Source organism: Pseudoduganella lutea, assembly GCF_004209755.1.
Taxonomy (GTDB): Bacteria; Pseudomonadota; Gammaproteobacteria; order Burkholderiales; family Burkholderiaceae_D; genus Rugamonas; species Rugamonas lutea.
The window spans coordinates 5,807,352-5,828,077 of the sequence record NZ_CP035913.1; the positions used below are offsets into that span (position 1 = coordinate 5,807,352).

Annotated in this window: 12 protein-coding genes and 1 pseudogene; 8 read left to right on the top strand and 5 right to left on the bottom strand. The window is 63.1% G+C overall.

What is annotated here, in order from left to right:
- The first annotated feature begins 14 nt into the window (after window positions 1–14).
- The 5 genes and pseudogenes from EWM63_RS24665 to tnpC all read left to right on the top strand — a co-directional run bounded on the left by EWM63_RS24665 (window position 15) and on the right by tnpC (window position 10,453).
- The gene (locus EWM63_RS24665; RefSeq protein ID WP_130188885.1) at window positions 15–6,878 is read left to right on the top strand and encodes a hypothetical protein; all 6,864 of its coding nucleotides are present in this window, start codon (window positions 15–17) and stop codon (window positions 6,876–6,878) included.
- Window positions 6,879–7,345: 467 nt separating this feature from the next.
- Window positions 7,346–7,855: a hypothetical protein gene (locus tag EWM63_RS24670; RefSeq protein ID WP_130188886.1), complete on the top strand. Its 510-nt coding sequence runs from the start codon at window positions 7,346–7,348 to the stop codon at window positions 7,853–7,855.
- A gap of 462 nt (window positions 7,856–8,317) precedes the next feature.
- Window positions 8,318–8,530 carry an IS66 family insertion sequence element accessory protein TnpA gene (gene tnpA / locus EWM63_RS24675; protein WP_130188887.1) on the top strand — a complete coding sequence of 71 codons (213 nt, stop codon included), beginning with the start codon at window positions 8,318–8,320 and terminating at the stop codon, window positions 8,528–8,530.
- Window positions 8,531–8,590: 60 nt separating this feature from the next.
- Window positions 8,591–8,830, top strand: a complete 240-nt coding sequence (gene tnpB / locus EWM63_RS33070; protein WP_207221145.1) for an IS66 family insertion sequence element accessory protein TnpB — start codon at window positions 8,591–8,593, stop codon at window positions 8,828–8,830.
- Window positions 8,831–8,916: 86 nt separating this feature from the next.
- Window positions 8,917–10,453 (top strand): annotated as a pseudogene (gene tnpC, locus EWM63_RS24685) (IS66 family transposase).
- 215 nt (window positions 10,454–10,668) lie between these two features.
- On the opposite strand, the gene EWM63_RS24690 reads toward tnpC, so the two are convergent.
- Window positions 10,669–12,417 (bottom strand): hypothetical protein, encoded by a 1,749-nt coding sequence (locus EWM63_RS24690; RefSeq protein ID WP_207221146.1) that lies wholly within the window; start codon window positions 12,415–12,417, stop codon window positions 10,669–10,671.
- 1,125 nt (window positions 12,418–13,542) lie between these two features.
- On the bottom strand, window positions 13,543–14,592 hold the full coding sequence (locus tag EWM63_RS24695; RefSeq protein ID WP_130188889.1) for a Rieske 2Fe-2S domain-containing protein: 1,050 nt from the start codon (window positions 14,590–14,592) through the stop codon (window positions 13,543–13,545).
- Between the two features lie 308 nt (window positions 14,593–14,900).
- On the opposite strand from EWM63_RS24695, the gene EWM63_RS24700 reads away from it, so the two are divergent.
- From EWM63_RS24700 to EWM63_RS24710, 3 genes are all read left to right on the top strand, one after another.
- On the top strand, window positions 14,901–15,341 hold the full coding sequence (locus EWM63_RS24700) for a hypothetical protein (protein ID WP_130188890.1): 441 nt from the start codon (window positions 14,901–14,903) through the stop codon (window positions 15,339–15,341).
- Between the two features lie 74 nt (window positions 15,342–15,415).
- Window positions 15,416–16,372: a CapA family protein gene (locus EWM63_RS24705; RefSeq protein WP_443094125.1), complete on the top strand. Its 957-nt coding sequence runs from the start codon at window positions 15,416–15,418 to the stop codon at window positions 16,370–16,372.
- Window positions 16,373–16,470: 98 nt separating this feature from the next.
- On the top strand, window positions 16,471–17,967 hold the full coding sequence (locus tag EWM63_RS24710; protein WP_130188891.1) for a sensor histidine kinase: 1,497 nt from the start codon (window positions 16,471–16,473) through the stop codon (window positions 17,965–17,967).
- A gap of 21 nt (window positions 17,968–17,988) precedes the next feature.
- On the opposite strand, the gene EWM63_RS24715 is transcribed toward EWM63_RS24710, so the two are convergent.
- From EWM63_RS24715 to EWM63_RS24725, 3 genes are all read right to left on the bottom strand, one after another.
- The gene (locus tag EWM63_RS24715; RefSeq protein ID WP_130188892.1) at window positions 17,989–18,960 is read right to left on the bottom strand and encodes a L,D-transpeptidase; all 972 of its coding nucleotides are present in this window, start codon (window positions 18,958–18,960) and stop codon (window positions 17,989–17,991) included.
- Between the two features lie 11 nt (window positions 18,961–18,971).
- Window positions 18,972–19,388, bottom strand: a complete 417-nt coding sequence (locus tag EWM63_RS24720; RefSeq protein ID WP_130188893.1) for a hypothetical protein — start codon at window positions 19,386–19,388, stop codon at window positions 18,972–18,974.
- Between the two features lie 141 nt (window positions 19,389–19,529).
- Window positions 19,530–20,726 carry an acetate/propionate family kinase gene (locus tag EWM63_RS24725; RefSeq protein WP_130190602.1) on the bottom strand — a complete coding sequence of 399 codons (1,197 nt, stop codon included), beginning with the start codon at window positions 20,724–20,726 and terminating at the stop codon, window positions 19,530–19,532.

Consider the following 20,726-nt stretch of genomic DNA (forward strand, 5'->3'; position numbering starts at 1 on the left):
GGACGAACATGTCCATGAACACCGATACCAGGCTGGGCCGTATTCTCGTCGTCGGCCCGCACCACGATAATCAGGCGCTGTGGGAAATCAATGCGCGCGCGGCGCGGGTGCCCAAAGCGGTGGGGGCCGAGGACGACCTGACGCCCGGCGTGCATGCCATGCGCACGCTGCACATGCGCAGCATCCATCGACTGATGGACACAGCGGAAGGCACTGTCAGGTTTTACGATCCCACCTTGCTCGACCTGTTCGTCGCCCGAGGGGATGAAAATGGAACGTTCGAATTGTCGGTATTCGGCAGGTCTGCCAAGGTTGCGCTGGTGGAGGCAAGCCGGATCGAGATAACGCCTTTACGCGCGCAGCCGGAGAATGGCGGCCTCAAAGCGTCCGCAATGTTCGTGGCACCGTTCGAGAGCACGGTCGGCAAGCTGACTGTGCCAAAACCGGATGCATTGGCCGGATTGCTGCCCTTCCTCGATTCGGCACATCCAGTGGACTTCGACCGCCATGGCATCGAATACACCGCCAGCGTGCAGCCCCCGGACGGCGGGGCAGCGATTGCGACCCGGACCAGGCTGGCATGGGATACCAGGAATGACGAGGTTACGCTGACACTCTTGCCCGACCGCCAGACGCCCGACAGTACGGCGGCCTGGCGGCAAACGTGGCAGGCGATGCGTGCGATGGCCGATAGGCTCAAGGTGACGGCCTGGTCCCGCCTCGAATTTGATTTTGGCAACCTGGCGCCGGCATTGAGCTGGCCGGTAAGGCGCAGGACCAACGGCAAGCTCGAACTCAGTTGGGCCCAGGCCCAGCTTCCGCCAGGTTTGCTGCGCATCACATTGGCGGACCAGCCGCCCGAAAGCCAGTTGCTACCGCCCGAAATGCTCATGACACTCACCCCGGCCAATGTGTCGATCACGCGGAACGGCAACCAGATCGCGTTCGATACGCCTGCCATCAACGGTTCGGACTTGGAGTACAGCTATACGACCGGCGCCGCCGGCCGCGAGATACTGACATTTACCGATCCGCTGGCGATGGTGCACGTGCCGGCGCAGGCCCGGTCGGCGCTGCGCCGCGCCTACGGCTTGCAGCCGCCGTTCGACCAGGCGCCATTGACCGGGTTTTTACAGGAAGCCGGGGGCTGGGTCGAGTTGCCGCTGGCAGCCGATCCGGCTCTACCGGCGCGCCTTGCAGCGCACGCGGACCCGGTACGGGCGCACGGAAGCATGCAGGTCGGATTGCGGCGGCCCGAGCTGCATGCGCCTGATCGCGACAGCCTACAGGTTCCCTGGAGCGTACGGATCGACAGTCCCGGCGACTATGAAATTCACATCTTGTTCGCCGCGGGTGATCCGCACAGCGCCAGGATCGCGATGCGCCAATCGACTGCGCAGGCCACCGGCATAGTGTGGCTTGCCAATCGCGCACCGGATGGCCACGATGCGCTGCCGGTGGTGGAGGCGGATCCGACCGCATTCTTCGACATCGTGCTTGACCGGGCCGACGCCAGCAGGCCGGCCCCGTTCAAGCTGAACGGCCTAGTCTTGATTGCGCCGGTGCGACCGGCGACCGGCTGGGACGACCCTGCGCAGCCGCGCATTACACGTGCGCCCACCCTCGATCCGGATTTTGGCTTCACGGTCGACTTCGCCGTACTGTCGGCAGCACCGGTGCCGGTGCTGCGGGCGTGGCTGCGCCACCCCAGTTTGCCGGCGATTCAGTGCATGCCGGCCACGCGCTCCGATACCACGTCCGCGCTCCCCCATGCGAGCCGCTCGCTGACATTGTTCGAACAGGCGGCTGGCCAGCTGACGTTTAAGCATGCAGCGGCGATGGCGCCGTCGATCGACACGCTCCAGCGCAGCCGGTTCAGGGCCGCGCAGGATCAGGCGCTGGTCGTACTCTCACTGCCGGGAATCGAACTGCGGGCCGAATCCCCAGCGCGCTACCAGGCCACGGGACACTATGGATTGCCGTTGCTCGATGAAGTCTACGCGCGCGCGACGCTCCCATTGCCTCCTGGCGTCGATTCCCCGCCTCCGCCTCCGGCGGTGACGGCGCTGCAGCCGCTGGAATTGAAGGCCTTGTGGATGGAACAGGTGCGTTTGCGCCAGGTCGCCGCGACCGCCTCCGACTTGATGTTCGGACCGGGGGCGGTCGCCGGCGCCATCCCAATGGAACCAACCGCGCTGTCCGCGCCGCGCGTGCTCAGTGCCAACGCCACGGTCAGCGAAACGGTGACCGTCACAGGCAAGAAACTGCAGATGGGGCTGGTGACTTTCGAACACCGGACGACGTCCTGGGTCTGGTCGGCCAGCGGGGACAAATTATTGGCCGGCCCGGATGCCAAGCTCGGTTTCGCCACCGCCGGCTCGGTGGAGATAGGGCAGGGCAACGCACGCCTGCTCGGCTGGACCTTCGCCGAGCGGGTGGTGGCCAAGACGGTAGTCGATGCACGTGGGGTGGGCTGGGCCAGTGCCATGCAGGCGAGCGCCGGCATCAACCGGCGCGAGCTGCAGGTCGAGAACGGCGCGGGGCTCTCGCTCGCCAGTACCGTTGTCCCGCTGGCCATCGGCGGCACAGGCGGCGTGCAGTGGCGCTTGGCATTGACGGACCTGCCGATGCCCGGCAGCGGCGCCGGTACCTGGACGCCGCCTGCGCGGGACGCGCGCCTGGACACGTTCGCGCAGGGCTGGACCTGGTCTTTGTATCCGCTGGGCGAGACGGCCCTCGGACCGTTGCCGATGCACAATATTTTCAGGTTTGCGCCAGCCGCCCTGAGCAGTGTGGAAATCGACGCCAGCGGCAAGGTCAGCAAAGTGACCGTGCAGGGCGCGCTGACGATCGGCGCCGACAATCCAAGCCACTCGTCCAATTCTTCCTGCCGGGTGGCGCTCGCATTCAAGCATGAAACGACGCCCAACATGCTGATGCTCGCATCGATCGAGGCGCTCGACGATCCGTCCGGCCGAATCAGTTGGGACCTGGATGCGACCTACGAGGAAAGCGTCATCGCCAGCGGGGTATCGCAGTTGTCGGCGCAACCCGTGCTCAGGCCGGACGGCATCCATCTACTGGCCGCGCAGTTCGACGTTACCTTGTTCGGCGCGCGGACCACGGTGGACTTGAAGGACATTGCCCCGGGGCCGACGGTGACGTGGACCTCGCCTGCGGCCGAACTCGGCGTGCTGGAGCTGCGCCTGGCCGCGCTCGAAATCGACCTGAAAAAGGCGCGCTTGCGCTCGCTGGGCTTGAGCGCCGCCATGCGCAAGGGCGTACGTGCGGATATTACGGAAACGCTGAGCTTGCCGCGGAAACTCCGGGTTGCCGCCAGCCTGGACTGGTTCGGCAACCACAGCACCTGGAACGCCGACATCGACGACCTGCGCCGCACGGTGTGCCTGGATGAGCCTTCGGGAAAAGGCATCGCGATCTTCCCAGGAGTGAAGGATGCGCATATCGAGCAGGGAGTCGTGTGCCTGACGCTCGGAACGCCGGCGGCCGACGGCAAATGCCAGATCGTCTCCCATTTTGCCGAACTGGTGCTGGCCGCAGGAGACTTGCGCGTGTCGCACCTGATGCACTCGGACCGCACGATCCGTCACGACCAGCTGCGTTTCGACGGCACGCTGCGGCGCGCAAGCCTGGTCACCTGGCCCGACCTTGACCCAGTGCCGATCGGGGCCGCCAACAGCGTGCAGGTACAGTTCGCAGTGCCGCGCAAGGTGACCCACACGGCGACCTTCCTGCTGTCGGATCACCGCCTGTCCGGCGCCCTGGTCCAGGCGGCGCACGGTGGGGGCCTGGCGCTGCTGCCGCCGAAGGCAGGCAGCGCACCCGCGTCATGGCTGGCTGAGGCGACCCACGAGCTGACCTGGGAGCGGAACGACAGCGGGCCGCGGCGCGTGGTGCGCTGCCTTCAGGTATTGCAGTTGTGGGGCGCCGCCAGCCTGGCGGCGACCATCAAGGAACAGTCCGCGCACTTCGGCTTTACCCCGTCTTACACCGGTGGCAATTCCTCGTCGGAGTTCCCCAATCACGGCGTACGCCAGGTGGCGCACGCGTTCAGCGGCCTGTTCGAGCCGGGCCTGGGCAAGCAGATTGGGGCGCTGGGCGAGGACTGGCTCATGCTCGGCAATATGAGCGCGCTGTGCCCGCTAGCCAAGGCCGATTTGTTCCAGCCGCTGCACCTGCCCTTTATCGGCGCCCTGCGCGAGGGCGAGCACCTGAAAAAATTGCGCGACGACCTCGGGCAGCGGCAGTCCGTCAATGGCACATTGAGAATGTCGCGCCACGACGTGCTGGCAACGCCGGTGCGGCTCGACCTTTCCGGCGCCACGCCGGCCGGCCTACTGGCGGCCCCGGCGCCGGCGATGGACATTGCGTTCGGGCGCGCCGCGGTAGCCTCCGGATCCTTGTCGGGCGCGGCGCTCGGCGCGGGCTGGTTCCGGACCGACGGCAGGCTCTCGGAGGCGGGCATGCATGTCGAGCAGATCCAGTTTCCGGGCGCGGCCGGCGCGCGCCCGAGGATTCCCCATCCTTTTCCGCGCGCAGCGGTGATGTTGGGCTCGTACATACTTGAGGACCCGGCGCCAGGCCTGGCGGCGTTGGGCGTCCTTGTTCAGTCGAACGGCGAGGGCGCGCAGTTTTCGGTGAAAGTGGAAACGGTGCAAATTCAGCCAGCCGTCGATGCGGGTGGCGCTCGCGACGCGATACCTGACGTGGCCGAACTGATCATTGGCGACGCAAGCGGGGTCGGGACGCGCCAAGTCGAAATCGATGCGGGGCAGAGCATGAATGCGCGTGCGCTGCTTTCCCTGGCCATGGAGTTCACCGGCGAACCCACGTTCCTGGTCCTGCGTCATGGCGAGTTTGTCCGGATCGAGCTGCCGCAAAGGCGACGCGATCAGCTGGCCTTCGCTTCGCGCCCGCTTCGCTCGTCCAGCACGTTTGCGATCGACGGGAGGCAGACCTGGCCGGAGCCGGAGCAGCGCACGGAACGGCCGGACAAGGCCGCATTGCACGCGGGGTACGCGCCGCGATCGCCGTTCCAGCACGCCAAGGCGGGGTTGGCCGGACTGCTGGGGCGACTGACACCGGCGCGCGTGGCCGGGCAGGTATTTACGCTGGGCGATGCCGAAGTGGCGGCCGACAGCGTGTGGCTGCAGGAGTGGGAGCAAGTCGCATTCGCGGTGGCGAAAGGCGGCACCGAGGATGCCAGTCCGCGCGCCCACGACAGTGCGGTGGCGGTACGGCCGCTGGCTCCTTCCGGCGCGGCCGTGGCCGCCGCCATCGGGCGCATGGACCCGGTGCTGGCAAAGCAGGGCAGTGCGCGCATGCAAACGTACCTGCCTCCTGTAATCGAAGATATCGATCTGCCGACCCGCATGGGGTGCATGACCGAATCCGGCCTGCGCCTGCTCAGCACCTGGGGCGAGGGGCCCGGAAGGCAGGACGTGCAGGCGCTGGCGGGCAGCGCCATGACACGCGCGATGCGAACGCCGCGCCCGGCCGCCACGCCACCCAATACCGGCGACGGCCCCGGCTGGCGGCGCACGGTGGCGTGGTATGCGCTCCCCGGCGCATCGTGCCTGGCGCTGAAGGGCGCCTGGGACATGCTGGCGGCGGAGCCGGCGGCAAGCGGCATGCCGCCATGGATCATCTTGTTCGGGAAGGCAACGCGCGCCGGCGTGAAGCATGTCGCGGCCAATCAGGAGGGACAGTGGCGCGGCGCGGTGCGCGTGGCGTGTGAAGTGTTCGTGGCCGGCGCCAAAGGAAAGCCACCGCGCCTCGATCGGCCCGCGCACTTCGTGCTCGATGCGCTGGAAAAGAACAGGGCCAGCGTGCGTTCAGGCCTGCGCTGGGGTGAAGCATGGATCGCCTTCGCGTGCGTGCGTGCGGTCGACGACAGCCATCTCGAGTTTGTGCCGGCCGGCCCGGTTGCGCCGTTGAACTGGGCCACCGGCGGGCGCTTCGAGTGCGGCTGGCTCATCGACAGTGGTGCCTATGCCGACGGCAAGCATCCTAACGTCGAATTGCCTGCTTACGTTGCACCCAGCTCGCTGGACCCGGCCGCGCTGCGTAAGCTGGCGCTAGCACTTCCCGGGCTGACGCCCGGCGACTATCCCCTGCCGCTGATCGAACGCAGCGTATTCTTCAGCGATCCGGCCTTTGACCGGCGCTTGTCGCGTGTTAAGGCCATGAGCGGTACTGCCGACGACAGCGAGAGCAAGCCGTTCAGCCTGTGGATCGACAGGCCCTCGGCAACACCCGCGGAATCGCTCGTGTTGCGCGCCTTCGCCGCCGACAATCGCCATCCAAAATTCGTCCTGACGGCTACGGTAAGGCGCAAGTCAGGCCGCGCTGAAGGCGTCACGCCGCTCAAGTTCGGTCTCGCGACGTCGCCGGACCTGGACGGGGCGATCCTGGTCAACAACGGCGTGTACCTGTCCTTGCCGCTGACGATCCTGTCCGACGCGAGCGGTGCCCGATTGGCGGACGGCGACGTTCTTTTGCTGGCACTGTCGACGCTTTCGCCAGGGGGCGGTTCGGTGCGTGTGGCGATCCCGGTGCGCGCCCAGTCAGCCCTGCCGGCGCCGGACGCCCTGTACTCGCTCCTTGGCGTCAACCCCGAAGCGCAGACCGCCTGGTGCGCGGCGCACTCGGCCGCGCCGCAACCGGAGGGCTTGAGCACCCATGTGACGGCCGGCGCCGATGGGGATAAGGTGGTGCGGCGCGGCCTGTTCAAGTGGACAACCACGCAGCCGGCAGACAAGGTGGTATATGCCTACTCGATTTGCAAGACGGAGCTGGCGACCGAGTCGATGCACGTACCGGATGAGCTGGAGCCGGAGTTGCCGCCAAAGGCGTGACGTGGTGCCGGATTGTGGACTGAATCGGCACGGCGCGGTCCGCTCCCGGAACAGCGCGGCCAAGGCCGTGGTAATGCCTATTTACTTTCTAGGAGCAAAAGCATGGTAGAACTGATCCCCCCTCTCCAACCGCCGCACGTCTCAAGCAAAAAGTTCCGGTCCTGGCACCGGTGACCATGTCAAAAGACCTGGACTTGGGGCTCTTCATCGTCGTGCTGGCTGTCCTGATATTCATTCAGGTACTGCCGACCCTCAATTTAGTTTTTCAGCACAAGAATTATGCGTTAGGCGTCCAAAGCACGAAGGCCGGCAAAGTTGGCCTGGACCATGCCGCAATCCTGGCCCACTCCCGAGCTTGATCTCCGCGCGCACAGCTAATAGTATGGCCCTCCCCCAGGCGGGCCTCACGCGACTGCATTTTTGATTCTCATTCAAGCAATTTTCGTTACTCACTCAAGGAGACAGTCATGATTTGTACCGCAACGGATGGATGGTCGGCATGTTCAGTGAAAGTGAAACAGGCGATCGCCGCGGCGACGACACCGCAACAGGCCTTCGGCGCCGCGCAGGAATGGGGCGAACGCTACGACAAATTGTATGCCGCCAATTCCCAGGCGGGCTGGACAGCGTCTGATCAGGAACGCATGCGCGACTTGGGCGAATCGATGTTCGACGAGACGATCGGAAAATATCTCGACCCGGCTACGCTGGCTTTCGCTTTGGCGATGAAGAAATTTTTCCCTACGCTGTCTTCGCTATTCGGCATTCTGTCCAATCCGTGGGTTGTGGGCTTCTACATGGTGCTCGCACCTAGCCCGATCGCCAACGATTTCACCGCAGCCAAACCGGTCAACGACGACATCAACAAGCTGCTGCTGGAGAAATTTAACTCATTCATGCCCCTCAATTGGCGCGACGACTATTCGGACATGATGCAGCGAGCTTACCTACAGATTAAGGACGGCGGCTTGCCGTAGCAGCGCGGCAGACCGCACGCCGCCAAGGGGAGCGGCTCCGCCGCCCTACGGCGCCGAGAACCTGGTAGAGGATTCAGCACACCTGTTGCGCTATTGGAAGGAGCTTTGGGCGAACCAGAGAGCAACGGGTTGGTGCGAAGTGCGGACTCGAAACGCCAAGTCTTTAGTGTAACGCGCGACGGCTACGACATCGCAGATCAGCTCAGCCCTTAGAGCACTTCGGGAAACGTATGGTTCTTAAGGGTCTTTACTTCATCGTGTTCGACCATTCTAGCTAGGAACGGCTCGCAGGCTCTGGCAGCACAGAGTATGCTAGGTCGATTAGAAAGCATCTACTTCAATCGCTAGTCGGCAGCGGTCTTGCTATCGCGTTCACCTTTGCTGTGTAAGCGGCCAGCCCACCCACCAATGAATTAAACCGCAATATGGCGAAACTCGGGTATCACAACTTCGAGGATAGTCATGGCCGGTCGACGAGTACCAGAATCGAAATGGCGCGAACGTATCGCGCAGTGGCGCAACAGCGCAATGTTTGCCCGGGAGTATGCCGAACAGCAGGGATTTTCATTGGAGCGGCTCACGTACTGGGCGCGCCGCGCCGATCGCGAAGCGCAGGGCCAGCGACTGCTGCCACTGCAGGTGCAGGCAGCGGCGTCAGTGCCGGGACTGCGGTGAAGCTGCAGGCCGATGCGATCTGGTTGGCAGTGGCGCCTGTCGACATGCGCACCAGTATCGATGGCTTGTTGCTGCACTTACAGCAGGCGCTGGGGGCGTGCGCCGTGCGATGGCACGGCGTATGTCTTCAGCAACCGCCGCCGCACCCGCGTCAAGCTCGCATGCTGGGATGGCACTGGCGTGTGTGTGTGCTTGCGCCAGCTGCATCGTGGCCAGTTTGTCTGGCCGGAGGCCGGCGACACCAGTTGGCAGATTAGTGCCGAGCAATGGCAGTGGCTGGTGATGCGTGTGGATTGGTAGCGCCTGTCGGCGCCTGCCCCAGCAGCATGGCGACTGTAGGCGGTTTCGCTTGTAAACGTCAGTGCAGCCCGCTACACTTCTTCGCCATGGACCTGCTTGATGACCTCGCCCGCGTCAATATCGATCCTGCCACCTAGCGCAGGTACGGGCATTGCTCGAGCAGCAGCAGGCGGCACTGGCGAGCAAGGATGCAGCCTTGGCAGCGAAAGATTTCAAGATCGAGGCGTTGACGCGAGAGCTGGCCTACCTGAAGCAAATTCCTTACGGCAAAGCCAGCGGATTACTCACTGGCGAACAGCGGCTGCTGTTTGAAGAGATAGTCGACATGGACCTAGCCGCCATCGAGCAGGAGCTGGAAAACGAGACGCTGCCCAAGGCAAAGACCATCCGCAGGCCCCCGGGCCGCCAGACGCTGCCGCCAGAACTGCCGCGCATCGAACATCGGCACGAGCCCGAATCCTGCTAGTGCGGCCAATGTGGCGCCGGCCTGGTCAAGATCGGCGAGGACATCAGCGAGCAACTGGATGTAGAGTCGGCACGTTTCTTCGTGCATCGCCACATCCGCGCACAGTACGCGTGCCGCGCTTGCGAGACCGTAACGGCAGCACCCATCCCTGCAGGTGATCAATGGCGGCCTCGCTTCCGTGGGCTTGCTGGCGTGGGTCGGGACAAGCAAGTACCTCGATCATCTGCCGCTGTATCGGATCGCACAGATCGGTGCGCGCCAAGGTGTGCAGTTACCCAGCTCGACGCTGCGCACTGGGTCGGGCGCATCGGCGTTACAGTGCAACTGCTGGCTGACCGGCTTGCCGAACTGCTCCGACAACGCAGTTGCCTGCATGCCGACGAAACACCGATCCGGCAACTCGATCCGGGCAGCGGCAAAACCAAACAGGCATACCTGTGGGCGTATCGCACCGGCAGTGGGAGGATGTCTCGTCCATCGTCATCTTCGATTACCAGGAAAGCCGCGCAGGCGCCCATGCTCGCGCTTTCCTGCAAAACTGGCGCGGCCATCTTGTCGATGGCTATATCGGCTACAAGGCCCTGTTTGGGCAGGGACCTGTCGAGCTGGCTTGCCTGGCCCAGATCCGCCGCAAATTTTCGAAGTGCATGCCGCCAATGCCAGACCCGTGGCCGAAGAAGCGCTGCGCCGTATCGCCCAGCTGTACGCCATCGAACAACTGGCGCACGACATGACACCCGAACAGCGCCTCGCCTTGCGCCAGCAGCAGGCCGTGCCAGCGCTGACCGCCTGCACGCCTGGCCCCTCGCGACCTAGCGCACCGTCGCCGCCGGCAGCGGCACGGCCAAGGCCATCGACCATGCCCTGAAGCGCTGGCCGGCGCTACAATGCTACGTCACTGCGGGCCACCTCCCGATCGACAACAACCCGGTCGAGAACGCGATCCGCCCCATCGCCATCGGCGAAAAGAACTGGCTCTTTATCGGCTCAGAGCGCGTCAGCCGCCGTGCCGCCGCCATCCGAAGCCTTTTTGCTACCGCAAAGCTCAGCGGCCTGGACCCAGCACGCTGGCTCGCTCAAACGCTCGAAAACTGGCCACCTGCCCAAACAGCAAAATCGACTCCTTACTACCGTTTTCTGAATTTACCCAGAATTAAACCTGCCTGGAAGGTGGCGTGCTTGGCCGCTTACGGATGACCGGGCGTATCCCGGCCGGTATTGATTGGAGCGCGAAAAACGCCGAAGCAATGCGGCATTGCGTGCCGGGTCGACTCATGTCGAAGGCATTGGACGGCATGCAGGCGTGAAACCACCGGGCGCATCAGCGGACGATTCGTACGGTGGGGTAGTCTGAGGCGCCTGGATATCCCAATTAAGTTTCGTTTGTCCCTTTGCCTGTGCCGTAGATGGCGCCGCTGATGCCCAGGAAAATGAGCCAGCTACCATCAAATACCGGATAGCTTAGTTGCTCGACGACGTGGATCACGCCGACCACCAAGAGTAGCAAATTGACGATGACTGCCTGATAGCGATACATCTGCTGGCGTTCATCGAAATCGGTCATTAGGTCATGTAGGAAGCTCTGGGAAGGTACGTAGGGGCGGTCTGGCCCGTTTCTATCAGCGATCCACGAGAAGCCCGCTGTGGCGCCGCTGATTCCCAGTAGCCCCAATAGAGATCCGTCGATGCGGCGCAGATCACCGTACAGCATCCAGAGGAACAATCCAGCGGCGACGGTAAAAGTAAACCATAACGCTAGCTGCGTTCTGCTGAGGCTATATGTAGCTCGCGGTGGTTTCCAGCGCGCTTTGGGCCGCAACGCCAAGCCGATCGACGTTGTCTGAACGTCGGCCGGCGCCACCAGTTGGCCGGCGAGCGCATTCTCAGCTAGCGTTTGGTATGCTGTAAGATCCGCGGGGGTCCTTGGCACCAGCGGGAACAGTCCGGCGATATATTGTTCGCGGTCAGCGAGTGGCTTTCGTGCAGTTTCTCTTCTTAGTTTTAATGCGTCGTGCCACCACGCGGGTAACTTGGCATCGCGCAGTGCGTCGTTGTTAGTGGCAGTGTAGAACACTGCCCCTACGGTCAGTGCCACAAGCAAGACGGCCAACCACAACTGAAGCACAGTCGTAGCCTGCACATTAGCAGTTATCTCCGGTCGAGTCGGGATGATTGAAGACCTGGCTGCACTTGCTGCCTTCCAGCCGAGTGCTGCACGCAGCGGACGGGCTTCGTACAATGCGCCGTCGGCATACAGCATTGACCACAGCAATTGGCTCTCCTTACCCTGGCTGATCCGGAACCGAAGTGCAGTCATGGTAGCGTTCTGTTCTGACCCGATTAGCCGTCCATCGGTGAGCAGCTCGACACCGTTTAAGAATAGCACGAGTTGGCCCGGCTCGTTCTTCTTTGCATCCACGAAGGCTTGGAGGCTGACGCGGTTCACTGCGATTGTTAAGTCGCCAGTACCGTTCAGCGTTCCCTGTCGCCCCTCTAGGATGGAGCATTTATCTGACGCGCCGGTACCTGTTATAACACTGGCGTCGTTTTTGGGGCTGTCGCGAATCAGGGTGCCTAGCAAGCCGGAGTCGCTAACCAAGACACATTCGGTCTTAACCGTCAGATCGGGCTCGTTGGTATCAGTCGAACCGCCCGCATCCGAGCTTTGCCTTGCAGCCAATGCTGCATCGGCCGCGACCCTTGCGTTTGCCGCGGCAATGGCGGCGATATTGGCTTCGGCTCTTGCAGTAGTTGCATCAGCGGCGATAGCATCGGCATTGGTTTTTGCTATCGCGGCGGTAGTGGTAGCGGCCTCGGCATCGGCTTTTGCTTTTGCGGCGCCCGCGGTATCGGATTCGGTCTTTGTTGTCGCCGCGACAGTGGCAGCTGCATCAGCGGCGGTCTTCGCCTTTGCAGCAGCAGTGGCAGCAGCGTCGGCATCGGCTTTTGCTTTCGCAGCGGCAGCATCTGCTAAATCGGCCTTTGCTTTAGCAGCGGCTGCAGCCTGAGCCTTGGGGTCACCCCCAGGCTGATTTTGGTTCGCTGCAGGCTGCGCGGTGCCTTGTGCCCTGACTGCGGCGGCACCGGCAAGTAGTAGGGCCGTGCAGACTGCTAGGCCCATACCTATAGACACCCTCGCGCTAAACTTAACCATTGACGATTCCTTAGTAAGCGGCATGGTTGGCCAGGATATTGTCGCGATGGCGACGGTACCTGATAACTAGAGATCGATCCTTCGACCCCTTGCCCTCAGATCGAGCAAGGTCCATGCCTATCCGGTACTTCGGTTTCGAATCAACAGGTTGACCATTCGACCGGAAACGCAGATGTAAAGATTTCCGACATCTTGAGACGCTCGCAAGCTACGTCGCCACTGCTTTCCAATCAGATGTCGGCCGTGCTCAATGCCTTCAAAACGCTACGGCGATACTGCTACTCTCGTTGCGAACTGCGCTGCCAAACTGGCCAGCTAAACTCCGCTTCCCAGGGCAGGGAAAGCAGCATCCCGCTTCCTGGTTAAAGGTTTAAGACGGCGGACAGCAGACCTTCAAAATTTCAACGACACGCAAAATTCCTGTTGGAGCTATGTGATAGTTGATGCTCGGCTGTCCGCCTTCCGCCGATCGATATAATTGCTAGACTACTTGTTGGCTGTCCTAGTTGAACAGATACCGTCGAGTTCGAACCGAAACTTCGGAAGCAGCCTATCGGTACGATATGTCACTTTTGCTGAAGCCCGACCGCTTTCACAGGCCTCCCGTTGATCATGCAACTCCACAAATTGCTGAGCAATATTTGTCGTAATGAGAGATTCAGAGCTCGTAGTCGGAGCGACTCAGCAGTCAAAGTATTTCCAATGCTATCCGGACGGTAGGGGCTGCCAGATTCGCTAACGGATTCAGCGACTTGTCGAAACCAATTGATAGTTGAGGGGGAATGATGAGCTAGCCTGAATGCTCAGGCATTGACAGGCAGTTCAACAATACTAAGCCCTGGATTTCAGGGCTTTTTTATGCCCTTGGTCGGTAGATCCGGCAATTACCGCAGCCTCGAGCAGCCACGATGGTATTGAATTCTCGAAATACTGCCAGTGTGCACGTAGCACTATCGGGGCGGATCGTGTTTTAAAAGGGCGCCTGCAGCGAACGGCGGAAGTGCCCTACCTGTGCAACTACCAGTTCCAGCACGCAGATCCACGTGCAGCTTCAATCTGCTGGCCACCGAACCTTCGATAGTCCGACCCGCATCATCCGCGTTCTCCCGCGCTGCGTTCCTCGGCGATCAGCTTGTCGAGTACGCGCCGCGCGCGGATCGCACCGGCGTCCGTTGCCAGGAGAACCGGCTTCATCGACCAGAAATCGCGGTCGCCGATCGCCACCTGCTGGGCCTCGAGCATCGGCAGGTCCTCCTGCTCGAATGGCTGCTTTGCGCCCGCCACGATACTCTCCACCACTGCTTCGCCGTGCGGGCCGGCGCAGCGCGCCATCGTCGTCGCATACCAGTAATGCGTCGAGCTTTCGGTTTCAGGACTGAACAGGTGAGGGAACATTGGCGCTCCCGGATCGTGTTCGCGTGGCTTCCCGGTCGGTGTCGCCCCGGCGTCGAGCAGCATGCAGGCGGGTGCATTCCAGCGCACGTCGAACCACCGGTCGACCGCGATTCCCTGTGGCAGTCCCATTGCGTCGTACAGGAAGGGCGACATGTGGTCATTGATGGTGCTGCGGTAGATCGTGACCTGGTTGCCTGCTTGCTCGACCCGCGTGACCGCGTCCTTGACGCCGGGGCTGCCCAGCGTGCCCGGGTGCAGGAATTCGATGTGGGACAGGTCGAGGATGTTGTCGGTCTCCAGCACGTAATTGGCACGCGCATGCAGATAACGCTTGCCCACGTAGTTCAGTGCCGGGTCCATGCATGAGAAGTCGGGAATCAGTTCGGGATCAGCCTTGTCGGCGTCGCCCATCCAGACCCAGATCATGCTGTACTTTTCCACCGTCGGGTAGGCGCGCACCACGGCGGCTTTCGGAATGACGCCGTTGCCGTGCGGGTTGTGGACGCAGGCGCCGGTGGCATCGAACTCGAGCCCGTGATATGGGCATTTGACGCAGTTGCCCTTGTGGGTGCCTTTCGACAGGGGCGCGAAGCGGTGCGGGCAGCGGTCGAGCAGGGCGTGTGGCACGCCGGCCGTGTCACGGAAAAACATCAACGGCTCGCTCAGCAATGTGCGGTGGAACAGGTCATCCTTGCCCACTTCGTGATCCCACGCTGCCACATACCAGCAATTTCTCAAAAAAGCCATACGAACTCTCCATGCTGAAGTCAAGACGAGAGCCGAGCGTATTGCACGAGCGTCTTGCAAACCAGGCGCTTTTGTGCATACGACGCATCCATGATTTCCATTGGCGATTCGTGATTTTTCATGACTTAATTCAGCCTGGGAGATTTTAGACATTGGCCCAGCATTGCCGGTGTTATCTGCCTCATCTGTTCGGGACCTAGGAACGATACTGATGTCAATAAGGAAATAATACTTACTTTTCGTTATTTAACACCTATACTGCCGGGTTTGCGGTCCGCGACGCACCGCCCTCACCAGCAAGGTTTACCGTGATTTCTTCTTCCCGCAGGACGCCGTCGAACGGCCTCCTGTTCTGCATCGCCCTGGCGGCGGGTGGTTCGGCAAGCGCCGCGCCGCGCCTCGTGTGCCAGCTGGCGCAAGGGGACACCGCAACGCGTATCGAAGTGGCGCCGACGTCCGATCCCTACACGGTCGCGACCCGGCAAATCAACCATTTCCGCTTCAAGGCGGTCGTGGTGGGCGATGCCAGCGGGGTCGAGTATGTGAAGCTCTACACCTATTACGAAACCGTGCGCGGTGGGGCGGAGCAGGGCGGGGAAAAGCTGCGCCTGGTCCACCAGGCCAGGTATGTCGCGCCGGCGCTCCAGCACGACGACGGCCCCGGCCTGACGGGCACCGTGTACGTGTACGAGCCCCGCCTGGGCCGCGAGTTCAGCTACGACTGCGCCCTGCGCGAGGTGGCGGCGTGAAGCGCCGCGCCTTCGCCGCGCAGGCGCTCGGCCTTGCCGCCCATGCGCGCAAGCTCGCCGCCTGTGCCGCATTCTTGCTGCCGGCAGCGTTTGCCGCCGCCCAGGACGACGCCGGCGAGCCGGTCATCCTGGCGATCGTCGGCGACGTGATGCTGGCCGATGGCCCCGGCAAATCGATCGCGCGTGGCCGCGATCCGCTGGCGCCGTTTGGCAAGATCCTCGCCGAGGCCGATATCCGCGTCGCGAACCTGGAGTGCGTCATTGCCGCCCGTGGCATCGCGGAAGACAAGCCGTTTACGTTCCTGGCCCACCCGCGCACGATGGCCGTGGTGAAGCGCCATTTCGATGCGGTCAGCGTGGCCAACAACCACAGCGGCGACTTCGGCGCGGCGGCGTTTGCCGAAATGCTCGATCGCCTGCGCAAGGCCAGGGTCGGCGCGTTCGGTGGCGGTCGCGACCTGTCGGAGGCGCACGCGCCGCTGATCGTGGAACGGAAGGGCTTGCGGATCGCGCTGGTGGGCTATAACGAATTCTTCCCGCGCAGTTTCGAGGCCGATACCGACAAGCCGGGCATCGCCTGGAGCGAGGATGAACAGGTGCGCCGCGACATCATCCAGGCGCGCGAAGTGCATGGTGCCGACCTGGTGATTCCCTTCATGCACTGGGGGATCGAGCACGAACCGCAGGCCAGCGCGCGCCAGAGAGCGCTGGCCCGGCTGATGATCGATGCCGGCGCCGATGCGGTGATCGGCGGCCATCCGCACGTCACGCAGGACGTGGAAAGCTATCGCGGCAAGCCGATCGTCTACAGCCTCGGTAATTTTGTTTTCGACAGCTTCACGGACGTGGACAACAACACTGGCTGGCTGCTGCGCCTCGAGCTGGACCGGCATGGCGTGCGCAGCTGGAATACCGTCATCGCGCGCATGGATGGCCAGGGCACGCCGCATCCGCGGCCCGACCTGCCGGTGCAATGCTGGGATCGCGAGACGGCCGAAGCGCGGGCGTGCATGGCTCAGGTGCCAAAGTAGAATCGGGATGGAAGCGCACGATCCGCGCTGACCTGATGCTAGCCACCAAGGTGGTCGTGGTAACCTGATCCGTGTTCGATTCCTGCACCGGAGCACCGATGGCACCCGATCAAGCGTCCGTTATTAAAGATAGCTTTTATCTTGCGATGGAGAAAATCTCGGATTACGCGGTGTTCCTGACCGACGCGGCCGGATACATCACGTACTGGAACCCGGCAGCGGAACAGATGAAAGGCTATAGCGCGGCAGAAGCCATCGGCATGCATTACAGCATGCTGTATTCGCCCGATGCGCGCGAGCGTGGGGAGCCCGAACGGAACCTGCAGCGCGCGGCTGCGCAAGGAACCTACCAGGAACAGGCGTTAAGACAGACAAAGGACGGGCGCATGTTCTGGGCAATGACAGAACTCATCGCCATCCACGACGATCACGGGCAGTTAACAAGGTTCTGCAAGGTCACCAGGGACATCACCGCATTTCGTCGATTGCAGGCGCGACTGCAGGAACAGAAACAGAAAGTGGAAGTCACCCTGGAATCGATCGGCGACGGCGTGATTTCCGTCGATCCGGTGGGGCATATCGGTTTTGTCAATCGTAAGGCCGAAGAGATCACTGGCTGGAGTTCCGCCTCCGCGCAGGGCAGGGAGGTCGGCGAAGTTCTTCATGTGGTGGACCCGGCACTGCAGCGCCCCAATGAAAGCGACCTGCTGCGTGCCGCCAGTGCATCCGATGGCGCCGCCGTCGTCATCGTCGAACATCCTTTGGGCGGGCGGAAGATCATCGAAAATGTCACGACGCCCGTCTGCCTCCCGGATGGCGAGAAGCTCGGCGAAGTCATGGTCATCCGCGACGTTACACAGCGCGAGGCGGACGCGCAATTGATGCGTGACGCCGAGCGCAACAAGGACCATTTCCTTGCCACCCTGGCGCACGAGCTGCGCAATCCGCTCGCCCCGATCCTGTCCGCAGCCCAGCTGCTGGAAGCAGGCCCCGGTGGCGAGCAGGCACGCCAGATGGGAAGAATCATCACCCGGCAAGCCCGCCATATACTGAGCCTGGTTGAAGACCTGCTCGATGTTTCGCGCGTTGCACAGGGAAAGGTCCACCTGGACATTGGTGCGCACCCGATCCAGCCGATCGTGACGAGTGCGATCGAACAGATCCAGCCAATGCTCGAACAAAAAGGGCACCACCTGACCGTCAATATGGATGACGAACCATTGCTGGCGATCTGTGACCGGGAGCGCATGGTCCAGGTGATTGCCAATCTTCTTAACAATGCGGTCCGCTACACCAACGCTGGCGGGCACATCTGCATCGATCTTCGGGCGGACAAGGAGCAGCTGGAATTATCGGTCACTGATGACGGCATCGGTATCGCAAGCGACATGCTGCCCCGTGTGTTCGACCTGTTTGCGCAGGAAAAGCGCGCCTCCGACAAAAGCCGGTCGGGCCTTGGCATCGGGCTGGCGCTGGTCAAGAACATGGTCGAGCTGCAGGCCGGGGAAGTGCATTGCTATAGTCGCGGCAAAGGCCACGGGAGCCGGTTCGCGATCAAACTGCAACGCCACGCCGAGGCCGAACCCACCCTGTGACGGGTGCAACGTTGCCAGTTGCTATTGCCCGCTCAGCACCGCGAGTTGCTTGCCTGTGCCGCCTTCGCCCAGCGGGGCGCTGGTCACCAGCAACGTGCTGCCAGGCGTCAGCAGCGCAGTCACGCGTTCGTAGAAATCCGGCGGGATGTTTACTCTGTTGCGGGCCACCTCGTCCACCGGCCGGCCTTCCTCGCCTTCGTGGCCGGCCACGCCCGCGTAGATCCATTGTTGCCCGTCGCCGCTGCCCCCGGCCAGAGTTAGTACGTGCGTGGCGTCGTCGTCGCGTGGCAGCGTGACGGCGGAACGGCCGATCGGCACGCCGTTGCGCAGCACGACCGCCGCCTGGTCGGCGCGGGACAGCACGATCGTCACAGGCCCGGCAGGCGATTTTTCCGGCGTCCAGAAATCGGCTGTGCGGTCGATGTCCGACGTGGACGGTGCCAGCACTTCGCCGCCGCCCGTCGCTACCGGGTGTGCCGAATCGCCCGCGACAATGACCGTGGTGCCGAGCCGCGTGGCGGAAAACAGCTGCCTGGCGAAAGCCATGGGCAGGTGCACGCAGCCGTGGCTTTCCGGGTATCCGGGAAGCCCACCGGCATGCAGCGCCACGCCATCCCAGGTCAGGCGCTGCTGATAGGGCATGGGCGCGTTGTTGTATGTGCTCGAACGATGCCTGGCATCTTTCTGCAGGATCGTGAAGACGCCGGTCGGCGTCTGGTATCCCGGCTTGCCGCTCGAGACAGTCGCCACGCCGATGCGTACGCCGTTCCGGTACACAGTGGCCAGCTGTTTCGACAGGTCGACATACACCAGCACCGGGCCTTGCGGCGCGATTTGCGGCGCCCACACCCACTCGCCCGGTTTCAGGCTGGCCGACTGGCGCGCGAGTTCGACCGCGGACGATACGGTGCGCCCCTGTGCCGACGCCGTTCCTGCGAACAGCAGCGACGCCATCGCCAGGCATACCGCACTGGCTGGAATCGTGAATTTCATGCGCTTTTCCTTCACTGCTGCGTACCCACCGTGAGCGTATAGCTCGCGCGTTCATTACGGCGCGCGGCGTTGCGCATCAGGTAGACGTTCACCGTGTATTCGCCATCCTGCTCGATCTTGCCCCGATACTCGAGCCCCTTGATCGAGCCATTGAACAAGGCTTCCTGCGCGCCCGGCGCCGTGATGTTGAAGTAGTTCGACCGCGAGTTCGTCTTCAGGTTGACGGTAATGGTCTGCCCCTGCCTCAGCTGAACTTTGTACTCCGCAGTGTCGTAGCCGCGTATCTTGCCGCGCAAGGTCCTCGAGCCCGGCGTGCTGGCATCGACCGTGTGCTTCTCGACCTTGTCGGCTGCCTGGGCGCCATGCGGCAGCCATGCCAGCGCACCGCACACTGCCGCACTGGCGATCAATACAGCGAAACGTGTCATCGTGATCCCTTCGTGATTTTCCTCATGCGGGGCCGGTGATTCCACACCCACTCGTAGAACCGGGTAATGGCGTCAGCATGTGCGCGATGCGCGTCGGCCAGTGGCGCTTTCCCTCGAGGATCGGATGGACCGTTTCAGTGCTCATGCTTCCTCCACCAGCGCAGCGGCATGCCGCGCAATCATCAGTTCTTCGTTGGCCGGCACCACCCACGCTTCGACCTTGCTGGCGGGGGCGCTGATGCGGGAGATGCCGCTGGCACCGGCGACGGCATTGGCTTCCTCGTCCAGCGCGAGGCCAAGCCACGCGGCATCGCGGCACACCGCGGCGCGCAGCGCCACGCTGTTTTCGCCGATGCCGCCGGAGAACACCAGCGCATCAAGACCGCCCAGCGCGGCCGTCAGCGAACCGAGTTCGCGGCCGATGCGGTAGACCAGCAGGTCGATCGCCAGCCGTGCACGCGGATCGTCGCTCGCCTCGAGCGTGCGCATGTCCGCCGACAGGCCGGAAACCCCCAGCAGTCCCGATTCCTGGTACAGCAGCCGCTGCACTGCCGCCACATCCATGCCCAGCTCGTCGATCAGGTACAGCACCACGCCGGGATCGAGGGCGCCACAGCGCGTGCCCATCGGCAGGCCGTCGACGGCGGTGAAACCCATCGTGCTGGCGACGCTGCGGCCGGAGCGCATGGCGCACATGCTGGCGCCATTGCCCAGGTGGGCAGCCACGACGCGCCCTCCAGCCAGGTGCGGCGCGAAGTCGGTCACGCGACTGGCGATGTATTCGTAGGACAGCCCGTGGAAGCCGTAGCGCCGGATGCCGCGCTCCGTGATCGCTGGCGGCAGCGCGAACGCCTGTGCCAACGGCGGCTGCGCCGTGTGGAATGCCGTGTCGAAGCACCCCACTTGCGGCACCTGCGGCGCGAGCGCCAGCACGGCACGTACGGGCGCCAGGTTATGCGGCAGGTGCAAGGGCGCAAGCGGCGTCAGTGCTGCAAGCTCCTCGAGCACGGCGCCATCCAGCCGCTGCGGGCCGCTGTAGCGCGCGCCGCCATGCACGATGCGATGGCCGACCGCACGCACGTGCAACCCTTGCAGGTGTTCCCCGGCATGGTCGATCAGGAATGCCATCGCCTGTTCATGATCGAGCGGCGTGCCGTCCCAGAGACGCTCTCCCGCCGGCCGGCCGGCGGCGTCGAAGGCCGTGAAGCGTGTCCTGCCGGCATACAGGTTTTCCACCTTGCCCTTCAGCGCCGGCACCAGCGCAGCGCCGTGGAACAGGGAAAACTTGATGCTCGACGATCCGGCATTGATGACCACCACGGCATCGTTCGGCGCCAG